17 protein-coding genes are annotated in these 17,581 nt (G+C 62.0%); 11 read left to right on the forward strand and 6 right to left on the reverse strand.

The features are described from left to right. Nucleotides 1–15: 15 nt before the first annotated feature. On the reverse strand, nt 16–951 hold the full coding sequence (locus E4P00_RS09465; RefSeq protein WP_005789961.1) for a lipid A biosynthesis lauroyl acyltransferase: 936 nt from the start codon (nt 949–951) through the stop codon (nt 16–18). Between the two features lie 119 nt (nt 952–1,070). Here E4P00_RS09465 and minC point away from each other — a divergent pair, with 119 nt between their 5' ends. The 8 genes from minC (at nt 1,071) to E4P00_RS09505 (ending at nt 9,199) form a co-directional block, all read left to right on the forward strand. Next, nucleotides 1,071–1,808, forward strand: coding sequence for a septum site-determining protein MinC (minC, locus tag E4P00_RS09470; RefSeq protein ID WP_005789962.1), 738 nt, complete (start codon nt 1,071–1,073; stop codon nt 1,806–1,808). A 199-nt stretch (nt 1,809–2,007) separates the two neighbouring features. Continuing rightward, complete coding sequence (gene minD, locus E4P00_RS09475) at nt 2,008–2,820, forward strand: septum site-determining protein MinD (RefSeq protein WP_003192835.1); 813 nt, start codon at nt 2,008–2,010, stop codon at nt 2,818–2,820. A 3-nt stretch (nt 2,821–2,823) separates the two neighbouring features. Continuing rightward, nucleotides 2,824–3,078 (forward strand): cell division topological specificity factor MinE, encoded by a 255-nt coding sequence (gene minE, locus E4P00_RS09480; RefSeq protein ID WP_003175252.1) that lies wholly within the window; start codon nt 2,824–2,826, stop codon nt 3,076–3,078. 93 nt (nt 3,079–3,171) lie between these two features. Beyond that, entirely contained in the window at nt 3,172–3,807 is a 636-nt protein-coding gene (locus E4P00_RS09485) for an RluA family pseudouridine synthase (protein ID WP_005789965.1), read from the forward strand. Between the two features lie 171 nt (nt 3,808–3,978). Continuing rightward, nucleotides 3,979–5,268, forward strand: a complete 1,290-nt coding sequence (locus E4P00_RS09490; protein ID WP_005789967.1) for a M18 family aminopeptidase — start codon at nt 3,979–3,981, stop codon at nt 5,266–5,268. Nucleotides 5,269–5,430: 162 nt separating this feature from the next. Next, on the forward strand, nt 5,431–5,598 hold the full coding sequence (locus E4P00_RS09495; RefSeq protein WP_248131285.1) for a hypothetical protein: 168 nt from the start codon (nt 5,431–5,433) through the stop codon (nt 5,596–5,598). Between the two features lie 72 nt (nt 5,599–5,670). After that, the gene (locus E4P00_RS09500) at nt 5,671–7,836 is read left to right on the forward strand and encodes a mechanosensitive ion channel domain-containing protein (RefSeq protein WP_248131267.1); all 2,166 of its coding nucleotides are present in this window, start codon (nt 5,671–5,673) and stop codon (nt 7,834–7,836) included. 16 nt (nt 7,837–7,852) lie between these two features. Continuing rightward, the gene (locus E4P00_RS09505; protein ID WP_248131269.1) at nt 7,853–9,199 is read left to right on the forward strand and encodes an amidohydrolase; all 1,347 of its coding nucleotides are present in this window, start codon (nt 7,853–7,855) and stop codon (nt 9,197–9,199) included. Nucleotides 9,200–9,311: 112 nt separating this feature from the next. Here E4P00_RS09505 and E4P00_RS09510 read toward each other — a convergent pair whose 3' ends face one another. The 5 genes from E4P00_RS09510 to E4P00_RS09530 all read right to left on the reverse strand — a co-directional run bounded on the left by E4P00_RS09510 (nt 9,312) and on the right by E4P00_RS09530 (nt 14,086). Continuing rightward, nucleotides 9,312–9,536, reverse strand: coding sequence for an MbtH family protein (locus E4P00_RS09510; RefSeq protein ID WP_003192847.1), 225 nt, complete (start codon nt 9,534–9,536; stop codon nt 9,312–9,314). A gap of 82 nt (nt 9,537–9,618) precedes the next feature. After that, a complete protein-coding gene (locus tag E4P00_RS09515) occupies nt 9,619–11,016 on the reverse strand; it encodes an aspartate aminotransferase family protein (RefSeq protein ID WP_078821945.1) in 1,398 nt (465 codons plus the stop codon). Nucleotides 11,017–11,195: 179 nt separating this feature from the next. Continuing rightward, entirely contained in the window at nt 11,196–11,963 is a 768-nt protein-coding gene (locus E4P00_RS09520; RefSeq protein WP_248131271.1) for an N-acetylmuramoyl-L-alanine amidase, read from the reverse strand. 123 nt (nt 11,964–12,086) lie between these two features. After that, nucleotides 12,087–13,406, reverse strand: a complete 1,320-nt coding sequence (locus E4P00_RS09525; protein WP_248131273.1) for an ATP-binding protein — start codon at nt 13,404–13,406, stop codon at nt 12,087–12,089. Continuing rightward, complete coding sequence (locus tag E4P00_RS09530; protein WP_005789979.1) at nt 13,406–14,086, reverse strand: response regulator; 681 nt, start codon at nt 14,084–14,086, stop codon at nt 13,406–13,408. Before E4P00_RS09530 ends, E4P00_RS09525 begins: the two co-directional genes overlap by 1 nt. A gap of 177 nt (nt 14,087–14,263) precedes the next feature. Between E4P00_RS09530 and dsbD the strand changes: the two genes are divergently transcribed. From dsbD to dsbG, 3 genes are read left to right on the forward strand one after another with little or no spacing between them, the layout of a single operon-like run. After that, nucleotides 14,264–15,991 carry a protein-disulfide reductase DsbD gene (gene dsbD, locus E4P00_RS09535; protein WP_248131275.1) on the forward strand — a complete coding sequence of 576 codons (1,728 nt, stop codon included), beginning with the start codon at nt 14,264–14,266 and terminating at the stop codon, nt 15,989–15,991. Continuing rightward, entirely contained in the window at nt 15,991–16,836 is an 846-nt protein-coding gene (locus E4P00_RS09540) for a TlpA disulfide reductase family protein (protein WP_248131277.1), read from the forward strand. Before dsbD ends, E4P00_RS09540 begins: the two co-directional genes overlap by 1 nt. After that, nucleotides 16,812–17,573 carry a thiol:disulfide interchange protein DsbG gene (dsbG, locus tag E4P00_RS09545; protein WP_216091895.1) on the forward strand — a complete coding sequence of 254 codons (762 nt, stop codon included), beginning with the start codon at nt 16,812–16,814 and terminating at the stop codon, nt 17,571–17,573. Before E4P00_RS09540 ends, dsbG begins: the two co-directional genes overlap by 25 nt. Nucleotides 17,574–17,581: the final 8 nt, after the last annotated feature.

A 17,581-nucleotide genomic window follows, 5' to 3' on the forward strand; every position in this document is an offset into this window, starting at 1 on the left:
TGGTAAAAATCAGCGTTATCGACGGCGCTTTTCATACAGTTTGGGCTCACCCGGCGGCCGGCTCTTGAAACGGCGATGGGTCCACAGGTATTGCTCGGGGCAATCGCGTACCGAGGCTTCGACCCATTGGTTGATGCGCAGGCAGTCGATTTCGTCGGTTTCACCCGGAAAATCGGTCAACGGTGGATGGATCACCAATCGGTAACCGCTGCCATCGGCCAGGCGCTCCTGGGTGAACGGCACCACCAACGCCTTGCCCAGGCGTGCGAACTTGCTGGTAGCGGTGACGGTAGCTGCCTGGATACCGAACAGCGGCACGAAGATGCTTTGCTTGGCGCCGTAATCCTGGTCCGGTGCGTACCAGATGGCCCGGCCGGCACGCAGCAGCTTGAGCATACCGCGCACGTCGTCGCGCTCCACGGCCAGGGAATCGAGGTTATGGCGCTCACGACCACGGCGCTGGATAAAATCGAACAGCGGGTTGCCATGCTCGCGGTACATGCCATCGATGGTGTGTTTCTGCCCCAGCAGCGCCGCGCCGATTTCCAGGGTGGTGAAGTGCAGGGCCATCAGGATCACGCCCTTGCCTTCCAAGTGTGCCTGCTTGAGGTGTTCCAGCCCTTCGACATGGGCCAGTCGCGCCAGGCGCGGCTTGGGCCACCACCAGCTCATGGCCATTTCAAAAAAGGCGATACCGGTGGAGGCAAAGTTTTCCTTGAGCAGGCGTTTGCGCTCCTGCACGGATTTTTCCGGGAAGCACAGCTCAAGGTTACGCGCCGCGATACGGCGGCGATCGCCAGCCACGCGGTACATCCCCGCACCCAGCAGGCGACCAATGGTCAACAACGCCCGGTACGGCAACTGGGTGACCAGCCACAGCAGGCCGAGCCCCAGCCATAGCAGCCAAAAACGCGGGTGAAGAAATACAGCTCGAAAACGCGGGCGATCCATTACAGATTCCGGTAAAGACAAGGGCCGCGCATTCTACAACGGTTCGACTCGGCTTGCGGCGGGTGAGTGTTCTCGTTATAAGTCTCGACACTTTTCGTGACAAGCCGCTTTCGCCGACCATGAGCCAAACCGAACCGCTAGACCAAGATCCCGTGTTCCAGCTAAAAGGCAGCATGCTCGCCATTACCGTGCTGGAACTGGCGCGCAATGACCTTGATGCCCTGGACCGCCAACTGGCCGCCAAGGTTGCCCTGGCGCCAAACTTTTTCAACAACGCCCCGCTGGTGCTGGCGCTGGACAAGCTGCCGGCCGGCCAGGGCGTGATTGATTTGCCCGGGCTGATGCGCGTGTGCCGCTCCCATGGCCTGCGCACCCTGGCGATTCGTGCCAGCCGCATCGAAGACATTGCCGCCGCCATCGCCATTGAACTGCCAGTACTGCCTCCATCCGGTGCCCGCGAGCGTCCCTTGGAACCGCTGGTCGGTGAAGAGAAGAAAAAACCGGAAAAACCACCCGAGCCTGCGATCAAGCCGACAAAGATCATCACCTCGCCGGTACGCGGCGGGCAGCAGATTTACGCCCAGGGCGGCGACTTGGTGGTGATCTCCTCGGTCAGCCCGGGGGCGGAACTTCTCGCCGATGGCAACATCCATGTATACGGCCCGATGCGCGGGCGTGCCCTCGCCGGCATCAAGGGTGATACCAGAGCGCGGATTTTCTGCCAGCAGTTGACCGCTGAGCTGGTTTCCATCGCGGGTCAGTACAAGGTTTCTGAAGATTTGCGCCGTGATCCGCTGTGGGGGGCTTCGGTACAGGTCAACCTGTCGGGCGATGTGTTGAACATCATCCGGCTTTAACGGATACTGCCGCATTTTCCAAGCATCTCTAGACTCTGATAGCAAAGCGAAACCGGCAAGACTTGTGTAGGACTTTTTGGAAGTTGGTGTTTCTCCATGGAAACTCCTTCTTTTTCCTGCAAAGGCTGTCCGCCTGCAGCGAGTTTCAAGAGATGTTTTTCAGGGACCGAAAGTCCTTTTTCCTTAGGGGTGAAACACCTTGGCCAAGATTCTCGTGGTTACATCCGGCAAGGGTGGTGTGGGTAAGACCACCACCAGCGCCGCTATCGGTACCGGCCTCGCACTGCGCGGCCACAAGACAGTCATCGTCGACTTCGACGTCGGTTTGCGTAACCTCGACCTGATCATGGGCTGCGAACGCCGCGTGGTGTACGACTTCGTCAACGTGGTGAACGGCGAAGCCAACCTGCAACAGGCCCTGATCAAGGACAAGCGCCTTGAGAACCTGTATGTACTGGCCGCCAGCCAGACCCGCGACAAAGACGCGCTGACCAAGGAAGGCGTGGGCAAGGTTCTCGCCGAGCTCAAGGAAACCTTCGAATACGTGGTGTGCGATTCTCCGGCCGGTATTGAAACCGGTGCTCACCTGGCGATGTACTTCGCCGATGAAGCCATCGTGGTGACCAACCCGGAAGTTTCCTCGGTACGTGACTCGGACCGTATGCTGGGCCTCTTGGCCAGCAAGTCCAAGCGCGCTGAAGAAGGCCAGGACCCGATCAAGGAGCACCTGTTACTCACCCGCTACAACCCGGAGCGTGTCAACAATGGCGAGATGCTCGGCGTTGAAGACGTGAAGGAAATCCTCGCAGTGACCCTGCTGGGCGTGATTCCGGAGTCCCAGGCCGTGCTGAAGGCATCCAACCAGGGCGTGCCGGTGATTCTTGACGACCAGAGCGACGCCGGCCAGGCGTACAGCGATGCAGTCGATCGCTTGCTGGGCAAGACCGTGGAACACCGCTTCCTCGATGTTAAGAAGAAGGGATTCTTCGAGCGTATCTTTGGAGGCAACTAAACAATGAAATTTCTCGACTTCTTTCGCGCCAACAAAAAGCCAAGTACCGCGTCGGTAGCGAAAGAGCGTCTACAGATCATCGTGGCGCACGAACGCGGCCAACGCAGCACGCCGGATTACCTGCCAGCCTTGCAGAAGGAACTGGTCGAGGTGATCCGCAAGTACGTCAATATCGGCAACGATGACGTGCATGTCGCTCTGGAAAATGACGGCAGCTGCTCGATTCTGGAACTCAATATCACCCTGCCCGATCGTTGATCGAAAGGGCGGTCGCCACGGCGGCTCGATCACCTTGATCCTTCGGGAACCAGGTGGGCGAGCCGCCGTTGGCGTTTGTTACGAGGCTGTTTAATGCCGCTGTCCAATATACATATCCTGCATCAGGACGACGCTGTCCTGGTGGTGAACAAGCCGACCCTGCTGCTCTCGGTGCCGGGTCGCGCCGACGACAACAAGGACTGCCTGATCACGCGCCTGCAGGAAAACGGCTACCCCGAAGCCCGTATCGTCCATCGGCTTGACTGGGAAACCTCGGGGATCATCCTGCTGGCCCGGGATGCCGACACCCATCGCGAACTGTCCCGCCAGTTTCACGACCGCGAAACAGAAAAAGCCTACACCGCCCTGGCCTGGGGCCAGCCGGAACTGGATAGCGGCAGCATCGACCTGCCCCTGCGCTACGACCCGCCGACCAAGCCCCGCCATGTGGTCGACCATGAATTCGGCAAGCACGCCCTGACCTTCTGGAAGGTGTTGGAGCGTTGCGGCGACTGGTGCCGCGTGGAGCTGACGCCGATCACTGGGCGTTCGCACCAGTTGCGTGTGCATATGCTGTCCATCGGGCATCCGTTGCTGGGTGATGGTTTGTATGCTCATGAACAAGCCTTGGCTGCCTGGCCGCGGCTGTGCCTGCATGCAAGCATGCTCAGTTTCACCCATCCACAAAGCGGCGAGCGCTTGCGCTTCGAGTGCCCTGCCCCCTTTTAAGCTGCGAACACGGGTAAATGTGGGAGGGGGCTTGCCCCCGGTGGCGGAGTGTCAGTCACTGTATTTGCTCACTGACACACCGCAATCGGGAGCAAGCCCCCTCCCGCATTTGTTCTGTGCACTTCTGGCCATCGAACGGTAAACTCCGCGCATTGCTGTCTGGAGCTATTTATGCGCGAAGCGTTGAATCAAGGCCTGATCGACTTCCTCAAGGCCTCCCCTACTCCTTTTCATGCCACTGCGGCCCTCGCCCAGCGCCTGGAAGCGGCTGGTTACCAGCGTCTCGACGAGCGCGACACCTGGGCCACCGAGGCCAACGGTCGCTACTACGTGACCCGCAACGACTCCTCGATCATCGCCTTCAAGCTCGGCCGCCACTCGCCGTTGCAGGGCGGCATCCGCCTGGTCGGCGCCCACACCGACAGCCCGTGCCTGCGGGTCAAACCCCAGCCTGAGCTGCAACGCCAGGGTTTCTGGCAGTTGGGCGTGGAAGTCTACGGCGGTGCGCTGCTCGCGCCGTGGTTCGACCGCGACCTGTCCCTGGCTGGCCGCGTCACCTTCCGCCGCGACGGCAAGGTCGAAAGCCAATTGATCGACTTCAAGCTGCCGATCGCCATCATTCCCAACCTGGCCATTCACCTGAACCGTGAGGCCAACCAGGGTTGGGCGATCAATGCCCAGACCGAGCTGCCGCCGATCCTTGCGCAATTTGCCGGTGACGAACGCGTGGACTTTCGCGCCGTGCTCACCGAGCAGTTGGCCCGCGAGCATGGGCTTAACGCTGACGTGGTGCTCGACTACGAGCTGAGCTTCTACGACACCCAAAGCGCGGCGGTCATCGGCCTCAATGGCGATTTCATCGCCGGTGCGCGCCTGGACAATCTGCTGTCGTGCTACGCCGGCCTGCAAGCCTTGCTGACCAGCGAGACCGACGAAACCTGCGTGCTGGTGTGCAACGACCACGAAGAAGTCGGCTCCTGCTCGGCCTGCGGCGCCGATGGCCCGATGCTGGAGCAGACCCTGCGCCGCCTGTTGCCTGAAGGTGATGAGTTCGTACGCACCATTCAGAAATCACTGCTGGTATCGGCGGACAACGCCCACGGCGTGCACCCCAACTACGCCGAGAAGCACGACGCCAACCACGGTCCGAAACTCAATGCCGGGCCGGTGATCAAGGTCAACAGCAACCAGCGCTACGCCACCAACAGCGAAACTGCCGGGTTCTTCCGTCACCTGTGCATGGCCGAGGAAGTGCCGGTACAAAGCTTTGTGGTGCGCAGTGACATGGGCTGCGGCTCGACCATCGGCCCGATCACCGCCAGCCACCTGGGTGTACGCACCGTGGATATCGGCTTGCCGACGTTTGCCATGCACTCCATTCGAGAGCTGTGCGGCAGCCATGACCTGGCGCACCTGGTGAAGGTGCTGGGGGCGTTTTACGCGAGCCGCGACCTGCCCTGATTTGACGGGCAAAATGTGATCGAAATGTGGGAGGGGGCTTACTCCCTCCCACATTTGGTTCGATGTACTGCCAAACTGACTTGTATCACCTGCACTTCCTGCAATCGCGCCTAGACTTGTCAAAACTTCCACTGCGACAAGGCTATTGCTCCCATGATTTCAATGTCCTCATTCCACGCCATGCTCATCCCCATCGTGATCGGCATGATCATGCTCGCGGTCGGTTTCAATTTTCGCGACAAGCCCCTCGGCGCGTTCGGCATGTGGGTTGGTATGCTGCTGATCCTTGGCACCGTGGTCTACAAGATCCTCGCCAAACTGGCGCAATGACAAATGCGCTCGCATTGGGCATAGCGGCCTCGTACACTCGGTCAATTCGTTGCTTTGAAGGTTGACCGCCTCGTGCTTTCCCGTCTGTTTGCCCTGCCCTGCTACCTGCTGATCGCCCTGCTCACGCTGCTGCCGCTGTCATCCGCCCAGGCGGTAGGCTTGCCCGGAATGCTGGGTGGTTCCAGCAAGGCCCAACCCCAGGCTGAAGTGCCCCTGGGGCAGTCGCTGGACGAGGTGATCAAGACCCTCGAAAACGACCAACAGCGCACCCAGCTGCTGAGCGACCTGAAAAAGCTGCGCGCCGCCACGCAAAAGGCCCAACCCGCTACAGAGCAAGGTGTGCTCGGGTTGATCGGCAGCACGCTGTCGGGCTTTGAACAGCAGTTTTCCGGCGCCGACAGCCCATTGGGGCGCTGGTCCAATGAAGTCGACCTGGCCAAGGATGAACTGGGCGCGCTGATGCTGCCGGCCAACGAATGGCTGCCGATCATCTTTGGTTTTGCCGTGATCCTGGCAGTGTGGAGCCTGCTGGCCGCCGCGCTGATCTGGCTCAGCCACCGGGTACGCGAGCGTTTCGGCCTGCCCGAAGAGTTACCGCAACACCCGCGCACCTGGGACATGCTGCGCTTTGCCCTGCGCAAGCTGGGCCCCTGGTTGATCGCCCTGGTGATCACGGTTTACCTGAGCTACGCCCTGCCTTCCTCCCTGGGCAAATCCCTGGCGATGGTGCTGGCCTATGCCTTGGTGGTCGGCACCTGTTTTTCGGCAATCTGCGTAATTGCCTTCTCCGTACTCGACGGCCCGCACCGCCACCGCGCCCTGTATATCCTGCGCCATCAGGCGTTCCGCCCGCTGTGGTGGATCGGCAGCTTTGCCGCCTTCGGTGAAGCCTTGAGCGATCCGCGCCTGATCGAGGCGCTCGGCCAGCACCTGGCCCACACCGCCGCAACCGTAGCCAATGTAATGGCGGCGCTGTCCACCGGCGTGTTTATCCTGCGTTTCCGCCGACCGATTGCACACCTGATCCGCAACCAGCCGCTGTCGCGCCGCCTGACCCGCCGCGCCCTCACCGACACCCTGTCGATCATCGGTACCTTCTGGTACATCCCGGCCTTGCTGCTGGTAGGTATCTCACTGTTCGCGACCTTCCTGTCGGCCGGCGACACCAGCACCGCGCTGCGCCAGTCGCTGCTGTGCACGGTGCTGCTGGTGTTGTGCATGGTGATCAACGGCCTGGTGCGCCGCCACGCCCTCAAGCCGCAGCGCGGGCACAAACGCCACGCGCTGTACTCCGAACGCCTCAAAGGGTTTGTCTACACCCAGGTGCACCTGGTGGTGTGGCTGGCGTTTATCGAGTTGGGGCTGCGGGTGTGGGGCCTGTCGATGATTCGCTTTACCGAAGGTGACGGCCATGAAATAGCCGTGAAGCTGTTTGGCCTCGGTGGGACCTTGCTGTTTGCCTGGCTGATCTGGATCCTCAGCGACACCGCCATCCACCACGCCCTGACCCGCTCACGCAAAGGCCTGGCCAACGCGCGTGCGCAAACCATGATGCCGCTGATCCGCAACGTGCTGTTCGTGACCATCTTCATCATCGCCGCCATCGTGGCCCTGGCGAACATGGGCATGAACGTCACGCCATTGCTGGCCGGTGCGGGTGTGATCGGTATCGCCATCGGCTTTGGTGCGCAGTCGCTGGTAGCGGACTTGATCACCGGCTTGTTCATCATTATCGAAGACTCCCTGGCCATCGACGACTACGTAGACGTCGGCGGCCACCTGGGTACGGTGGAGGGCCTGACCATCCGCACCGTGCGCCTGCGCGATATCGACGGCATCGTGCACACCATCCCGTTCAGCGAGATCAAGAGCATCAAGAACTACTCCCGAGAGTTCGGCTACGCGATCTTCCGGGTGGCAATCCCCTACAACATGGAAATTGACGACGCAATCAAGCTGATGCGCGATGTCGGCCACGCCATGCGCAATGACCCGCTGCAACGCCGCAATATCTGGTCGCCGCTGGAAATCCAGGGCGTGGAGAGTTTCGAATCCGGCAGCGCGATCCTGCGCGCACGCTTCAAGACCGCGCCGATCAAGCAGTGGGAAGTCTCGCGAGCGTTCAACCTCTCGCTCAAGCGGCACCTGGATGAAGCAGGGCTCGACCTGGCAACGCCGCGCTTGAGCGTGCAGGTGCTGACCGCCGGCAGCGTGCAGGAGAAAGATCCACAACAATAAGCAAGCAGAGGTTGGTATGCGAATGAACGGTCTGACACACCAATGGGTTTTGGGTTTGCTCTGCGCGGTCACGAGCAGTGCAGTGATTGCCGCCAGCAGCGGCCAGGACGGTGCCAGGGAAACCATTGCCTCCCAGGCAAAAATACTCGAACCCAGCCTGTTGGAAACCCGCCGCGACATCCACGCCCATCCGGAACTGGGCAATACCGAAACCCGCACCGCCGAGTTGGTCGCCAAACAATTGCGCGAACTCGGCCTTGAGGTGAAGACCGGGGTGGCTCGCACCGGCGTCGTTGCCATATTGAAAGGCGCGCTGCCCGGCCCGACCGTGGCCCTGCGCGCCGACATGGATGCGCTGCCGGTCAAGGAAGTCGCCGACCTGCCCTTCGCCTCCAAAGCCAAGGGCACCTACCTGGGCAAGGAAGTCGATGTGATGCACGCCTGCGGTCACGACGCCCATACCGCCATCCTGCTGAGCACTGCGAAGATTCTTACCGGGATGCGCGACCGCCTGCCCGGCACCGTGGTGTTTTATTTCCAACCGGCCGAAGAAGGCCCCAGCGATTTTATCCCCGACGGCAAGAACACCTGGGGCGCGAAGATGATGGTGCAGGAAGGCGTGATGAAAGCGCCCAAGCCTGACGCGGTGTTCGGCCTGCATGTGTGGGCCGGCATACCGGCCGGGCAGATCGCCTACCGCCCAGGCCCGACCCTGGCCAGCTCCGACGACCTGCGCATCAGGATCCTCGGCAAACAGACCCACGCGGGGCAGCCTTGGAACGGCATCGACCCGATCACTGTCGGCGCGCAAACCATTGTCGGTTTGCAGACCGTGGTCAGCCGCCGCACGAATATTTCGTCATCGCCCTCGGTGGTGAGCATCGGCACCATCAACGGTGGCACCCGCTACAACATCATCCCCGAGTCGCTGGAGATGACCGGCACCATCCGCTCCTATGACTACGGGATTCGCCAGAAGCTGCATGCCGATGTGCGCCAGACCGTAGAGAAGATCGCCGAAAGCGGTGGCGCCAAGGCCGAAGTGACGATCATCGAGAAGTACGACCCCACCATCAACAACCCGGCGCTGACCGAGAAAATGCTGCCGAGCCTGCGCTGGGCGGCTCAGGGTGATGTGGTGCAAGGCCCGTTGGTGGGTGGCGCCGAAGACTTCTCGTTCTATGCCAAAGAGGCACCGGGGCTGTTTGTCTTCCTGGGGGTGACACCGAGGGACCAGGACATGAGCAAGGCGGCGCCGAATCACAACCCTGGGTTCTTTGTGGATGAGTCGGCGTTGGTGGTGGGCGTGAGGACGCTGGCGTCGTTGGCGACGGATTACCTCTACACCCACACCCCGCACTAATGCTTGATGTGGGAGGGGGCTTGCTCCCGATAGCAGTGTTTCAGTTGAACATTGGCTGACTGATACACCGCTATCGGGAGCAAGCCCCCTCCCACAGTCGGGCCCAAGTGAATCAGTTGGCGAGGGCGGCACCGTCCATCTTCTGGCGCAAGCTCAACGGACGCATGTCCGTCCACACTTCCTCGATATACGCCAGGCACTCCTTCTTCATGCCACTCTTGCCCACGGTTCGCCAGCCTTCAGGCACAGCCTTGTAGTCAGGCCAGATCGAATACTGCTCTTCGTGGTTGACCACTACCTGAAACAGGATGTCGTCGCGGTCAAATACTGAGGTCATTGCTGTTCTCCATCGCTCAAAGGCTGGCTGCGCACCACGCGCAGCGCTGATATCTGTAGAAACGTACCAGGCACCGCAAAAATTAAACGCCGGCAACCGCCGCCGCCAAGGCGCGCCCGAAGATCTCGGCCACCTGGTCGACTTCGGCCGCGGTGATCACCAGCGGTGGCAGAAAGCGCACCACGCCGCCATGGCGCCCGCCCATCTCCAGGATCAGCCCGCGCTTGAGGCACTCACGCTGCACCAGCGGTGCCAACAGGCGATGCACCGGCGGGTGCCCCAGGCTATCAAGCGGGCCCGTCGGATCCACCAGCTCCACCCCCAGCATCAGCCCACGACCACGGATATCCCCCAACTGCGGGAAGTCGCGCTGCAGGATGCGCAGGTGCTCGCACAGACGCTCGCCCATGGCCGCCGCATGACTGGCCAAGTCGTGATCCTTGAGGTAGCGCATCACCGCCGAGCCCGCCGCCATCGCCATCTGGTTGCCGCGGAACGTCCCGGCATGGGCACCCGGCAGCCAGGTGTCGAGCCAGTCGCGATACACCACCACCGCCAGCGGCAGGCTGCCGCCAATGGCCTTGGACATCACCACCACATCCGGAATGATGCCGGCGTGTTCGAAGGCAAACATCTTGCCGGTACGCCCAAAGCCGCTCTGGATTTCATCGACGATCAGCGCCACCCCCGCTTGCGCGGTGATACGCCTTAAGCCACGCAACCAATCGAGGTCGGCAGGGATCACGCCGCCTTCACCCTGAATCACTTCGACAATCACCGCCGCCGGCAGCACCACCCCGGCTTCGGGATCGTTGAGCAGGTTTTCCAGGTAGTGCAGGTTGGCCCGCACACCCTGGGCGCCGCCCAGCCCGAACGGGCAGCGGTAGTCATACGGAAATGGCAGGAACTGCACGCCATTGCCCAACAACGCCCCCAGCGGCTTCTTCGGCCCCAGGCTGCCCATCAAACTCAACGCCCCCTGGCTCATGCCGTGATAAGCGCCCTGGAACGACAGCACAGTGCTGCGCCCGGTGGCGGTGCGCACCAGCTTCAACGCGGCTTCCACCGCATCGGTGCCGGTGGGGCCGCAGAACTGGATTTTCGCTTCCCGCGCCAGTTCCGATGGCAGCAAGCCGAACAGGTCCTGCACGAACTGATCCTTGACCGGTGTGGTCAGGTCCAGAGTGTGCAGCGGCAACTCGTCGCTCAAGACTTGCTGGATCGCCTGGATCACCACCGGATGGTTATGCCCCAGCGCCAGGGTGCCGGCGCCGGCCAGGCAGTCGATGAAACGCCGCCCCTCGACGTCTTCCACATACAGGCCCTTGGCGCGTTTGAGCGCCAGGGGGATACGCCGCGGGTAGCTGCGGGCGTTGGACTCCTGCTGGCGCTGGCGGGCCAGCAGCGGGGTTTCGTCAAACTGGTAGAGCGTTTCCGCAGGCGCCAGGGCGTCTTCGATACGGCTGGTAGCGACTGACATCTCTCGATCCCTCAATACGCTGATGATGACCAAACTGCCGATCCGTTGGCGGCTGGCCCAAGGGCATGCGCACGGATTTCCTGTTCTGGAAACGCATCAGCTAGAACAGGATTTAGGGGGCGGCGATCGATAACTGATGAATGAAGATGCAAATGGGGGAGCAAGCCTCCTCCCACACTTCATAGCCCGCGGTATTTGTCGTTCAGTGCATACAAGATCGCGCAAGTCTCTGCATCCAGGAACCCGCAATAATCCCTGGCCCGAAAATGCATCTGGAACGCCCGGGTGCGCTGTTCAAAGGCTCGGCGATTCTGCGCGGGCTTATAGCCGTAGCGCTGAAACGCCCGCTCTACCTCAACCTCTGGTGGCAAGCCGACACAAAAGCGGCGCTGGTACATCGCCCGTGTTGGCTCATCAAACCAGGCCCCAATACCGGCCTCATGCAGAACACGCCAGGGCAGCCGCGGCCCCGGATCACTCTTGCGCCAATAGGCCACATCCGAATGCCCGATCAGGTCAGTCGGGCCGACCTGCGGATAACGTGCAAGCACGTCGCGGACTATTGCAATCAACGCATCGATCTGTGCCGGGGAGTATTCGGGAAAGGTAAATACCCCCGCGTCATCCCGCGCCAGGTTGACGATTTCAACGCCAATCGAGCGGCTGTTGAGGTCGTCCCTCCCCGCCCAATGGCTCACTCCCGCGTGCCAGGCGCGTTTGTCCTCCTCCACCAGGCGAAACACGCGCAACTCTTCATAACCCGCGGCGCGGTAGCTGGATTCATCGGGGTCGGGCAGCAGATAGTGGGCGCTGACGCCGTGTTGCGTAAGGGTACGCAGGGACGAAGCAAAAGGCGCCGCGGTGTAGTGCAGAATAACCTGCTGCACGGATTCACCTTGGCGGTCGTTGAAATCCCTGGCTGGGAAACTGGTGTCGATAACCAACATAAGAACCGTCCTTTTCATTTCAGGCCGAATCATTCGGCCCGTTCAAGCGCAAAAAAATTACCGCCATCCTGAAGGGTTGAATGTCAGGCGGGCGGTAATTACTTGGCACATGAAAAGCAAGGTTCAGCGGCGCAGCGGCATACCCAGCTCAACCCGCAAGCCGTCCGGCTGGCTGTCGAACTCAAGCGAGCAGGCGCAGCGCTGCACAATCGCCTGCACGATCGCCAGGCCCAGGCCGCAGCCTTCGCTGTTGCCATTACGCCAGAAGCGCTGGGTAAGGTATTGCAGGTCTTCGCTGGAGATCTGCTTGCCATGGTCACGCACGCGAAACATCACGTTATCCGGGGTAGAAAACACGTGCAGTTCCACGCGGGTATCGGCGGGGGTATGGCGCAAGGCGTTGTCCAGCAGGTTACGCAAGGCCGCGACGGCGAGGCCTACGGGCATTTCTACCGGAACGGGGGAGAGGTCCGGCGCAAGAATAAGATCGATACGGGAATTGTCACCGGCATTGGCGTCCTGAATCGCCAACCTGGCGACTTCTTCGGCACTGGACTGCAAGCCATCGTCAAACGACAAGCTGCCCTCCACCCGCGCCAACAGCAACAATTGCTCCAGCGTGCGATGCAAGCGGTCGGCGCCCTCCTCGGCGTGCGCCAGCGACTGGTCGCGCGCCGCACCTTCGGTCATGCGCGCCACTTGCAGGTGGGTCTTGATTGCCGTCAACGGGCTGCGCAGTTCATGGGCCGCGTCACCGGTCAGGCGGCGCTCGCGCTCGATGGTCTTGGCGATGCGCTGCAACAGTTGGTTCTGGGTGTCGAGCAACGGCTTGAGCTCGCTGGGCAACGGGTGAATCTGCAAGGGTTCGAGAGAGTCGGCGCTGCGGCGCATCAAGGCGTCGCGCATACGATTGAGCGGCACCAGGCTCTGGCCGATGCCCAGCCACAACAGGCACAGGCAACCGAGCAATGCCACGCCGACCGGTACCGATGCTGCCAGCAGGATCGACAGGTTGAGTGCCTCACGCTCCACCTGGCGGTCTGCGGTGGTGATCAGCAGGTCGCCCCGGGACAGGGTGAAACTGCGCCAACCCACGCCATCGATCATCTGGTCACGAAAACCACTCCTGCGCGACTCCAGACCTTCATCCGGGGTCGTGTGGCTGCGTGCCAGGATCTCGCCGCGCAAGGAACTGACCTGGCAGGCCATGCCCCCCGGCACATTCAACTGTTCGGTGCGCAAATGTGCACCACCGCTGACGCTGGCCAAACCCGGCATCTGCTCGGTGAGCCCGGCTACCATGCGCGCCGAGGCCACCAGGCGCTGGTCGAGGGAGAACATCATCTGGTTGCGCAAATCGTTGAGCATCCAGGCGGCCGCCAGCACCCAGATCAGCACAAAAGCGGCGCCCAGCTTGAACGTCAGGCGCAGGCGCAAGCTCATCACTGAGTGTTCTCTCCTGCATCAGCCGGCCCCAGGCGATAGCCCAAGCCCCTGACGGTCTCGACGATGCCATTGCCCAACTTGCGCCGCAGGTGATGGATATGCACGTTGAGCGCGTTGCTTTCCAGCTCATCACTGAACCCGTAGATGCTGTCCTTGAGCTGCTCGCTGGACAACACACGGCCCTTGTTGTGCAGCAGCGCCTGCAACAGCGCCTGTTCGCGACGGGACAGGTCCACCGGCTGGCCATCCAGGAAGGTCTCGCGGCTGCTGGGGTCGTAGGCCAGGCGGCCGTGCTCGATCAGGTTGACACTGCGCCCCGCCACCCGACGCAACAGGGTTTGCAGGCGGGCGGCGAGTTCGCGCAGGTCGAAGGGCTTGAGCAGGTAGTCATCGGCGCCAGCTTGCAGGCCGTCGACGCGGTTGGTCACCGAGTCCCGCGCGGTGAGGATCAGCACGGGAATTTCCAGGCCCTGGCTGCGCTGTTGTTGCAGCAGCTTGAGGCCATCTTCGTCAGGCAGGCCGAGGTCGAGCACCATGATGTCGAACGCTGCAGCCTTGAGCATCGCCCTGGCGGCTGCGGCCGTGGCCACGCGCTCGACCGTAAAGCCCTGGGCACCGAGGCCGGCCACGATACCGCTGGCGATCAGTTCGTCGTCTTCACAGACCAGTACGTGCATGCTGAACCCTTCATGAAAGATGGGGGTGATTAGAAAAGCGCCAGATTAAGCGCGCATTATGCCGCTAAAGTTCACAACATCAGATTATCCCTACACTCTAGAATAGCGTCCGGTTAATCATCGGTTAATCAGCGCCACACATTGTGTGCCTCACTTGCATCGAACTAAGGCTTGACCATGCGGCATCTGTTTACCTTTCTGCTGGTGTTGTTCGCGGGATTCGCCCAGGCAGCGCCGGGCAACCCCTTCGAAACCAAACCCGACTTTCTCCCGGTGGGCAAAGCCTTCACCTTTACCTCCGAACGTCTTGAAAGTGGCGAAACCCAACTGTATTGGCAGATAGCCGACGGTTACTACCTGTACCAGCAACGCATGAAGTTCGACGGTTTGGCCGAACAACCCGTGCTGCCCCAGGGTGAAGCCCATAGCGATGAGTTCTTCGGCGAACAGCAAGTGTATCGCCAGGGCCTGGAAGTGAAGATCCCGGCCGGCGCCACCGGCAAGGTCAAGCTGGGCTGGCAGGGCTGTGCCGATGCGGGCCTGTGTTATCCACCGCAGTCGATCACCGTGGACCTGGGCGGCAACCCGGCCGTAGCCGCTACCGCGCAGGCCCAGGACCAAAGCCTGGCCAGCGGCCTGCAACAACGCAGCCTGGGCTGGAGCCTGCTGATCTTCTTTGGCCTGGGCCTGTTGTTGGCGTTTGCGCCCTGCTCGCTGCCGATGCTGCCGATTCTCGCCGGCCTGGTGGTTGGCAGTGGCGCCAGCCCGCGCCGTGGTTTTGCCTTGGCCGGTAGCTACGTGGTGTGCATGGCACTGGTGTATGCGGGCCTGGGTGTGATGGCCGCGCTGCTTGGCGCCAACCTCGCCGCGCTGCTGCAAACCCCGTGGATACTCGGCAGCTTTGCCGCGCTGTTCGTGCTGCTGGCCCTGCCGATGTTCGGCTTCTTTGAATTGCAGTTGCCCGCCTTCCTGCGCGACCGTCTCGATAACGTCAGCCGCCAGCAAAGCGGTGGCAGCCTGGTGGGTGCTGGTGTGCTCGGCGCGCTGTCCGGCCTGCTGGTGGGCCCGTGCATGACCGCGCCCCTGGCCGGCGCCCTGCTGTATATCGCCCAGAGCGGCAATGCGCTGCACGGTGGCCTGATCCTGTTCGCCATGGGCATCGGTATCGGCATTCCGCTATTGCTGCTGGTGACCGTGGGCAATCGCTTCCTGCCCAAGCCGGGCACCTGGATGAACGTGCTCAAGGGTATCTTCGGCTTCCTGTTCCTGGGCACCGCTGTGCTGATGATTCGCCCGGTGGTCGGCGACAGCCTGTGGATCGGCCTGTGGGGTGCATTGGCGCTGGTGATGGCGTACTGCGGCTGGACACTGGCCCGTGAGTTCGGCCTGGCCGCCAAGGTGTTCGGCGCAGGTTCCCTGGTGCTGGGCCTGTGGGGCGCGATACTGGTGGTGGGCGCAGCCGGTGGCAGCGATGAGCTGTGGCAACCGTTGAAGGTTTACAACGGTTCAACGGTCGCCGGTGCACCGAGTGCTCACGATGCCTTCACCACCATCAATGACCCGGCCGTGCTGCAAAGCCAGCTCGACAGCGCCAAGGCCCAGGGCCACTGGGTGCTGCTGGACTATTACGCTGACTGGTGCGTGTCGTGCAAGATCATGGAAAAACAGGTGTTCGGCAAACCCGAGGTGATGGACGCGCTCAAAGACGTGCGCCTGCTACGCCTGGACGTCACCGCCGACAACGCTGCCAGCCGCGAACTGCTGGGCCGCTACAAGGTGCCGGGGCCACCGAGCTTCGTGTGGATCGGCCCGGACGGTGATGAACGTCGCGCCCAACGCATCACCGGCGAAGTGGATGCCGCCGCCTTCCTGCAACGCTGGACGCAAACCCGAGACGCGCGCTGATGTTGACCCTGACCATCGGCACATTCGCCATCGCCCTGAATCACATCCTGCTGATCAGCGCGCTGATTCTCGCCACCCTGGTGGGCTGGCGCGTGGCCAAGCGTGGCGGTGAGAACCCCGAATCGGTGCTGTTCAGCCTGTTCCTGCTGGGCATGTTGGCCGCCCGCGTCAGCTTCGTGCTGATGTACTGGAGTTATTACAGCAACGACTGGGTCGAGGTGGTCGACCTGCGTGACGGTGGCTTCCTCGCCTGGCCCGGCATCATCGCGCTGGTGCTCGGCGCGCTGGCGTATGGCTGGCGTCGCCCGGCCCTGCGCAAGCCGCTCAGCGCCGGGGTGATCACCGGTCTGTTGTTCTGGGGCATGGCCAGCCTATCCCTCAGCCTGTATGAAAAAGGCACGCGCCTGCCGGACATCACCCTGCGCAACGCCAATGGCGAGGTGGTGCAACTGGCGGATTACCAGGGTGGCCCGCTGGTGATCAACCTGTGGGCCACCTGGTGCCCGCCGTGCCGGCGCGAAATGCCCGTGCTGGAAAACGCCCAGCGTATGCGCCCCGATGTGACCTTTCTGTTCGTCAACCAGGCCGAGAGCATGCAAAGCGTCAGCACCTACCTGGCCACCCAGGGCCTGAACCTGGACAACGTGCTGTTCGACGCCAGCGGCCGCCTCGGCCAGGCCGTGGGCTCCATGGCCCTGCCGACCACGCTGTTCTACCAAGCCGATGGGCGCCTGATCAACAGCCACCTGGGCGAACTCTCCGAAGCCAGCCTGGCCCGCGCCATGGAACCCTTCGATGACACCACGACAAGGAAACCGACATGCCTCGCCTCCGCCACCTGCTGACCCTGCTGCCCTTGACGCTCGCCGCCTCCCTGGCCCAGGCCGAAGACTGGCCGGCGCCGATCAAACAGATCGAAGCCAAGGGCGCCAGGATCATCGGTAAATTCGATGCCCCCAGCGGCCTCACCGGCTACGCCGCGCAATACCAGAACCGTGGCATGGCCCTGTACCTGACCGCCGACGGCAAAAACGTGATCGCCGGCAACCTGTACGACGCCCAGGGCAATGACCTGAGCACCGCGCCCCTGGAAAAACTGGTGTACGCACCCATGGCCAAGGAAGTCTGGGCCAAGATGGAAAACAGCAGCTGGATCCAGGACGGCGATAAAAACGCCCCGCGTACCGTGTACCTGTTCAGCGACCCCAACTGCCCGTACTGCAACATGTTCTGGGAACAGGCGCGGCCGTGGGTCAAGGCCGGCAAGGTGCAGTTGCGCCACATCATGGTCGGCATCATCCGCGAAGACAGCCCAGGCAAATCCGCCGCCCTGCTCGCCGCCAAAGACCCGCAAAAAGCCCTGCAAGAACACGAAGCGGCCGGCAAAGGCAGTAAGCTCAAGGCGCTGGAGAAGATCCCGGCCGAGGTCGAGGCCAAGCTCGATGCCAATATGAAGTTGATGGATGAACTGGAGTTGTCAGCAACGCCGGCGATTTTCTATCTGGATGACAAGGGTGGATTGCAGCAGCAACAGGGGGCGCCGTCGCCGGAGAAGTTGGTGAAGATTTTGGGGCCGAAGTAAGTTGATAA

This window comes from Pseudomonas sp. B329, from assembly GCF_023127835.1.
Classification (GTDB): domain Bacteria; phylum Pseudomonadota; class Gammaproteobacteria; order Pseudomonadales; family Pseudomonadaceae; genus Aquipseudomonas; species Aquipseudomonas synxantha_A.